Source organism: Bacillus sp. AFS040349 (genome assembly GCF_002577655.1).
Taxonomy (GTDB): domain Bacteria; phylum Bacillota; class Bacilli; order Bacillales; family Bacillaceae; genus Metabacillus.
This window is the reverse complement of the sequence record NZ_NUMC01000173.1, coordinates 24,886-31,098: the sequence shown is the minus strand read 5'-3', so window position 1 is coordinate 31,098 and position 6,213 is coordinate 24,886. Positions and strand designations below refer to the sequence as shown.

The 6,213-nt window shown below is 34.4% G+C and carries 8 protein-coding genes; 2 read left to right on the top strand and 6 right to left on the bottom strand.

Annotated features, from left to right (window positions below):
* Positions 1-197: 197 nt before the first annotated feature.
* From COD11_RS25740 to COD11_RS25720, 5 genes are all read right to left on the bottom strand, one after another.
* Entirely contained in the window at positions 198-932 is a 735-nt protein-coding gene (locus tag COD11_RS25740) for a hypothetical protein (protein WP_098799735.1), read from the bottom strand.
* 17 nt (positions 933-949) lie between these two features.
* Positions 950-1,900: a PDR/VanB family oxidoreductase gene (locus COD11_RS25735; RefSeq protein ID WP_098799734.1), complete on the bottom strand. Its 951-nt coding sequence runs from the start codon at positions 1,898-1,900 to the stop codon at positions 950-952.
* A 30-nt stretch (positions 1,901-1,930) separates the two neighbouring features.
* Positions 1,931-2,710, bottom strand: coding sequence for a dimethylamine monooxygenase subunit DmmA family protein (locus tag COD11_RS25730; protein WP_098799733.1), 780 nt, complete (start codon positions 2,708-2,710; stop codon positions 1,931-1,933).
* Positions 2,707-3,693, bottom strand: coding sequence for a heme-dependent oxidative N-demethylase family protein (locus COD11_RS25725; RefSeq protein WP_098799732.1), 987 nt, complete (start codon positions 3,691-3,693; stop codon positions 2,707-2,709). Before COD11_RS25725 ends, COD11_RS25730 begins: the two co-directional genes overlap by 4 nt.
* A 95-nt stretch (positions 3,694-3,788) precedes the next feature.
* Complete coding sequence (locus COD11_RS25720) at positions 3,789-4,202, bottom strand: cupin domain-containing protein (RefSeq protein ID WP_098799731.1); 414 nt, start codon at positions 4,200-4,202, stop codon at positions 3,789-3,791.
* Between the two features lie 415 nt (positions 4,203-4,617).
* On the opposite strand from COD11_RS25720, the gene ssuE reads away from it, so the two are divergent.
* The gene (gene ssuE, locus COD11_RS25715; RefSeq protein ID WP_098799730.1) at positions 4,618-5,139 is read left to right on the top strand and encodes an NADPH-dependent FMN reductase; all 522 of its coding nucleotides are present in this window, start codon (positions 4,618-4,620) and stop codon (positions 5,137-5,139) included.
* Between the two features lie 36 nt (positions 5,140-5,175).
* Entirely contained in the window at positions 5,176-5,715 is a 540-nt protein-coding gene (locus COD11_RS25710; RefSeq protein ID WP_098799729.1) for an FAD synthetase family protein, read from the top strand.
* A gap of 144 nt (positions 5,716-5,859) precedes the next feature.
* On the opposite strand, the gene COD11_RS25705 is transcribed toward COD11_RS25710, so the two are convergent.
* Complete coding sequence (locus tag COD11_RS25705) at positions 5,860-6,132, bottom strand: MerR family DNA-binding transcriptional regulator (RefSeq protein WP_098799739.1); 273 nt, start codon at positions 6,130-6,132, stop codon at positions 5,860-5,862.
* Between the last annotated feature and the right edge of the window lie 81 nt (positions 6,133-6,213).

The following is a 6,213-nucleotide window of genomic DNA, read 5'->3' as shown; positions in this document are numbered from 1 at the left end:
AGAAGTTTTGACAATACGCGTGTGAGCAAGGAGGAGGAACTAATGGGACTGGATTTAAGCTTCCACGAAGAACCAGCTTATACTACTGAGACGAAAGAACAACCTATATCAGGTTCAGCACCTAATACGATTTCTTCTTAAATAGTTAAAAAGGCAGTTCTAAATAAGGAACTGCCTTTTTTGTTAGCAATAAAAAATTAAGCAAGAGAAAGATAATGGCGAGTAGTAGATCCAGCATTTATGTTGGGTGTTAGCATGTATAGTGCCTGCTCTACATCAATTCTTCGATATGTTTCTACTATACGATTGTTTTCAATTAAAGCTTTCCGTTGTTCCTCAAGATTATTGTATGTTGCTCCTAATAGGTTTTTTGATCTTTTAAACGAGGATTGTACATAACGTTCTGCCATAGTACAGCTTGTAATACTTACATCAGCATGGTCCACTCTCCCGGTGTGAGAATAAACAAGTGCACTTTTTAAACGGCTCTTTGCACTACTAAGAGTTTCAGGTAAGAATGTAGGAGAAGAAGTAAGAGGACATTCTTCAACTAGTAAACGAGTAATTCCCCGATCATTAATAGCCTCTAATATTTGCTCTGCGTCATCCTCTACAATGACTTCTTTGTTTGGTGTCCAAACATCCATCCAATAATGATCCATTTGTTGTTTTTCAATATGAAAGATAAAATATTCAGGGTAAATTCTAAGTTTACCAGGTTCATTACCTAATTGATGACGATGAAAATCATAGAATCTTGTAATTGAGGCCATAAGAAGAGCGCTTGCCCCAGCACTCCCTGCAGGATGACGAACGATAATACCGATGCGATCTTGGTCAGTAAAGTCTAGGAATAATTCATCGATGGATGACCTTCTATTATTAATAACAATATCAAAATCTGCAGTTTTTATAGAAGTTGTTGTGTGCATGGTTCTCATCTCCTAACTTATAGATCTAAAACAAGACAATTAGACTGACCTCTTGATACACAGGTTAAGATAGAATCTCCTGCTTGCTTTTCATGATCAGTCAGGAAAAAATCACGATGATCGATTTTCCCATCAAGAACATCGACTCTACAACTTCCACAGCCTCCAATTTTACAAGAATACGGTGCTTGAATATTAAAGCGTAACAAGGTTTCAAGCAGACTGTCTTCTGCGGATACTTCTAGCAATTGTTTACTCTTCCTTAATTCCACTTTAAATGAATGTGTTGGCCCAAAATCGGGAGGAGTGAAGAGCTCGTAATGAATATTTTTTTCTGGATATCCAAATGACTTTGCTGCACATGCATATTCTTTCAGCATCTGCTCAGATCCACAAAAATAAACATGTGTTCCAATTGGTTGATTTTCCATTATGCTTGTACTCATTCTTTTTCTTTCATTTGAAAAATAAAAATGAATTTTATCTTGATAAGTAGATTGAAGAAAGTCGTAAAATGCACACGATTCTTTTGAAGGTGCTGCATAGTGTAGTTCAAAGGATGATCCTTTCTTATTTAGATCCGCACTCATAGCCAAAAAAGGCGTAATTCCTATTCCAGCAGCAAATAGGACATGATGCTTAGCACGGAAGCTAAGTGGAAAATGATTTTTCGGGTAACTTATAGCTAGTTTATCTCCAACTTTGATAGAATCATGCCAATAAGCAGAGCCACCTTTTGATTGTTCACTACGTTTAATGGCAATTTGATAGTAATCTGTTCTATCAGGATCTGTTGTTAATGAATAGTGTCTCTCAATTAGATTTTGTTCAGTTTGAATATAGGTGGTGATGTGAGAACCTCCGCTAAATCTAGGCAAAGGCTTTCCGTTAGCCGCTACTAGTCTAAAGCTTTTCACTGTTGAAGATTCCCGTTTGATTTTATCTACAAATACATCAATTGTGCTCATATTCTATCCTCTCTTTATTCATAAAATGGATTAAATAGCTTTTATATAACCTAAATAAGCATCAAGTCTTCTCGAGTAATGACTGGAAACGTCAAGTAGTGTAAGGCAATGTTGACAAATTGCTTCATCATCTTGCTTCTTATTAAATCCATAACATTTTACACAAAACAACTTTTCAGATTTTTTTCCTAGGATATTGGTTTGAATTTCTTCGTCTGAATAACCTACTAAGTAGGCTGTGTTTTTTATTTTAGTCATCATAGTCCATGGACCTGATATAAATAACTTTGTTCCAACTAGACGATCTTCTAAATAAGGTGAAATTACCTCAGATGAGTAATTTGAGATGAATTGAATAGGAATTGGGAAAAGTGTTAGCAGTTCATGAAATAAATTTTCTTGTTCCTCAGTAGTCATGGTTACAAAAATTTCTGCATTGAGCTTATGTAGCGTGATATAGGTGAGAAGTGCTAAACCTGAGCTTTCAAAAAGTGAAGTCTTGTCAAGAAACACCAATAGTTTTTTAGAGAATGATGGTAGCTGGAATGCTGGTTGATCAAGCAGTTGACACTCGATCTTATGCAAAAGCGTATTTGATGAAAAAAACAGTCGATATAATATAGTGTTATTCTTAGTAGGAATTTGCACATAAAAAGTAGGGATCGAGGGGGCTGTTTGATTTTTTTTTCGATCCGTTATTTCTACCATTCCAAAAGAATAGAGCAAGTCTTCTGCAAGCTCTATTTCTGCTGTAAACATATTGTCAAATAGTTGCTTTTTATTTTTAAGTTCACAATAGAATGTACTCAATTTTTCATCCCCTCTTTAGCAGACAAGGTTTCTTCTAAATACTGAATCAGCTTATCTTTATAAGAAATAAATCCTTTGTATTGGGCCATGTAATCGGGTAAATCAGTCATAACGAGATAAAAACGCTTTTTCCATTCCTCGTTTTTGCTTAGTTCATCCAATGATATTAAATGGGTGTGTATACTAAATAAAATGCCATTGCTTCTTGAGAGACGAAACAATCTTTGATCTTCAACACGTAAATAAACTAGTTTACCCAAGTTTTCAGCGGTGATTTTTTCTTTTTTTGTTCCCCACACATCAAATGTTTCAGGAAATGTATCAAGAATATGTTCTACCGTTAAAGTCCAGTTGAGACGAGTCCAAGGCTTACCTGCTTCCATTCTTAATAAGAAGTTTCGCACTTTTTCTGCAAGACCACTACTAGAGAAATGAGGAACTGGAGAATGAAATTCGGTATAAGTCATTCCAAGATTAAATGCGATTGACCAATTTGCAGGAAAACATAGCTGACCAGCATCCATATACAAATCGTCGTCTCTTTGGGCGATATAGATCAAATCCTCTTGAATATGACGCCCGATAAAATCCAATGGTTCATACGGTAAACTTGTGCTATCACCAAAAATAAATGTTTCCTTCTCATTTAAAAGGTAGTTAAAGAAAGTCCACTGATTTTCTTGTTTTATCAAATGGAAATAGGAAGGGTATAATGTAATCATTTCATTAATAATCATTTCTAAAATTTCCCATTGTGCATCAATTGAATGAGAAAAGGATTGGTATGCCTGTTCTTGCTTCTTTTGTAAGATTTCCCTTTTACATTGAATTTCTTCTTGATATTCAGGTGTAATTTCAAGAAGAAAAGGAGGATCCAACGGTTGGGAGTTGTTTGAGTATCGATATGAATCTGTTTTAAAGGGAAATGGAAATCGGTCAATTAATGATGTATGGTTTATTTTCTTTTTTGACTTGTCAATCATATTATATTAACCTCCTAAACTTGAGTGTATATGATAGAGAAGTAGCATTTTAATAGAGGTGACATTTTACCTCTATTAAAATGCTGTATTAAGGTTTACATGAAGTCAGGTTCTGGTAGTCGATGTCCTGTATAAATTGCTTCTCCATCACTTTCTTTATCAAAGATAACGGTTGTGTCTGGTGTGAATAGTAGAACATCCCCTGCTTCGGCTACATATTTTTCACCTTGATCATCACGAACAACAATTTTTCCTTTTACAATTACTTTCACTTCTAAATAGGTGTAGGTAAATACAAAATCTTCCGAAGGCTGCATTGAAAAATAACCAAGTGACAGAGCATTTTCTTTTGAACAAATTGGAACATCAATGATTTGGCTTTTTAATGCAGGAATTCCAAGCAAACCATTTAACTCCTTTTTCTCATAAGTTCCTGCTTTAATTAGTTGAACACCTGGCTTTTGACTTAAGTAGTTGAATTCTGATTTCGTTAACACTTTTTCACTCATTTTCAATTCACCTCAATATAGTATTTTCCAAAATGCCTGAATGAAGAGATTATGTCTAAGGGTGTTCTTCTAGCAAACGCCTATTTTGGAATTAATCATATATTCACATAAAAAAAGTGAAAAACCCACTTCATTTTCCTGCTTTTTGGGATAAATGTAAATTTCGTGTAACTTAATCTAACAACTTTGAGATGGGTTAGGAGGTTATGTTTGTTATGTAGTAACAGAAATACGTATTTGTTAATGCTGAGCTGAATAAGATGCACGTTAGATTTTGAAAAGGATGGTAGTTTTTATAACATACAAAATAGAATTATCCTACTATTTAGGAAAAAGGAGTTTAGTTTTTGTGATTTGTGTGTCAGGATAATATCAAATTAGATGTATTCATATTTTTATGAAAGAGAGTGATGGAGTGGAAAAGGTAGTCATGATCTCTGGTAGCCCTTCTGTTTATTCAAGGTTGAATGGATTATTAGATAGTTTGGTGATGACGTTGAATAAGCGAATGATCAGCGTTGATTATATTCGAGTTTGCCAATTACCAGCAGAAGACTTATTACATGCTAACTTCAATAGTGACCCGATCAAAAATGCTAATTCCTTAGTAGAACAGGCTGACACGGTTATAATTGCTACACCTGTATATCAAGCTTCTTTCAGTGGTCTTTTAAAGTCTTACCTTGATTTATTACCTCAAAAAGCTTTAGAGAATAAAAAAATATTACCAGTTGCAATAGGGGGATCAAAAGCCCATCTCTTAATGATTGAATATTCTCTGAAGCCTGTACTCTCAGTCCTTGGTGCAACACATATTGAAAAAGGAATTTATGTTAAAGATACACAGGTTTTTTTCAATGAAGAAGGGAAAGCAGAAGTTGAGCAAGAAATACTAAATCGTTTCAATCAGTCTATCAATCAACTTGTTTGCATGTAACACTTTATCTATTAACTATGATATGAGGTGTGGAACATGATTGTACACGAAGAAAAAACGTTGAAGCTTCCGTTATCGATTTTGACAATAGGAGCTCTTGATGGCGTTCATAGAGGTCATCAAACTTTGATATCGCGGGCAAAGAAGCGGGCCTTAGAGTTTGGTGTACCATTAGTTGTTTATACATTTGATCCCCCTCCTAGAGTTTTCTTTAGAAATACAATTCAGTTAACCACACTTAATGAGAAACTTGAAAAACTTAGATTATTAGGAGTTGATCATGTTGTTGTTGCTTCCTTTGACAAAAACTATGTTGGAACAGAAGTAGGTTCATTTTTAGATGAAATAGGTGGTTTAAATCCTTTGGAAATTTGGGAAGGTCAGGATTTTCATTTTGGTAAAAATCGAGAGGGTAACATCAACACGTTGAAGGAACGTTTTAATGTACGTGTTCTAGAACCAATGCGGTGCAGTTCAGGTGAAGTTATTTCTTCTTCTAGAATTCGTCTTTTAATATCAGAAAAAATGATAGCACAAGCTGAACAATTATTAGGGTGGGATACTTTAAAAATTTAATTCATCCCTATAATACCGTTCGATCTCACGCTTAAATTAATAAGTATTCCAAGATTAATTAAAGAAGGGACAGTCCCATGATCTTCAAGAATAAAAGACTTGTAGATAAGGGACTGTCCCTGCTTATTTAAAAATGTAAAACGGCTAGTTGTGTAAATAGTAGTCATTTAACTGTCCTTTTAAACGTTTTTTCTCTTTCGTTTCAATTCTATGAGTAGCTAATTGTTCCCGAATTTCATCAGTATGAAGTCCCATTCTTATTTTCTCCGAGATTTCTATTAAAGACCTAATATCAAGGAAAGAGTATTTACGTGTACCAGAAGGAGATCTGTCAGGAAAAATTAACTTCTTTTCTTCGTAATAGCGGATTTGTCTTTCAGATAAGCCTGTCATTTCTTTTACGATACCCATTGTCATAATCTTTTTTTCTTCAAGATCTGAAGGAATTTCCACTATTAATTCACCTCGTTTCTTTCTTTAATTTTCCGAAGGCTATGT

Bases quoted from the DNA above. Each gene is read 5' to 3' on its own strand.
- COD11_RS25720 (WP_098799731.1), bottom strand. From the start codon at position 4,202: ATGAGTGAAAAAGTGTTAACGAAATCAGAATTCAACTACTTAAGTCAA.
- COD11_RS25725 (WP_098799732.1), bottom strand. From the start codon at position 3,693: ATGATTGACAAGTCAAAAAAGAAAATAAACCATACATCATTAATTGAC.
- COD11_RS25710 (WP_098799729.1), top strand. From the start codon at position 5,176: ATGATTGTACACGAAGAAAAAACGTTGAAGCTTCCGTTATCGATTTTG.
- COD11_RS25705 (WP_098799739.1), bottom strand. From the start codon at position 6,132: ATGACAATGGGTATCGTAAAAGAAATGACAGGCTTATCTGAAAGACAA.
- COD11_RS25740 (WP_098799735.1), bottom strand. From the start codon at position 932: ATGCACACAACAACTTCTATAAAAACTGCAGATTTTGATATTGTTATT.
- COD11_RS25735 (WP_098799734.1), bottom strand. From the start codon at position 1,900: ATGAGCACAATTGATGTATTTGTAGATAAAATCAAACGGGAATCTTCA.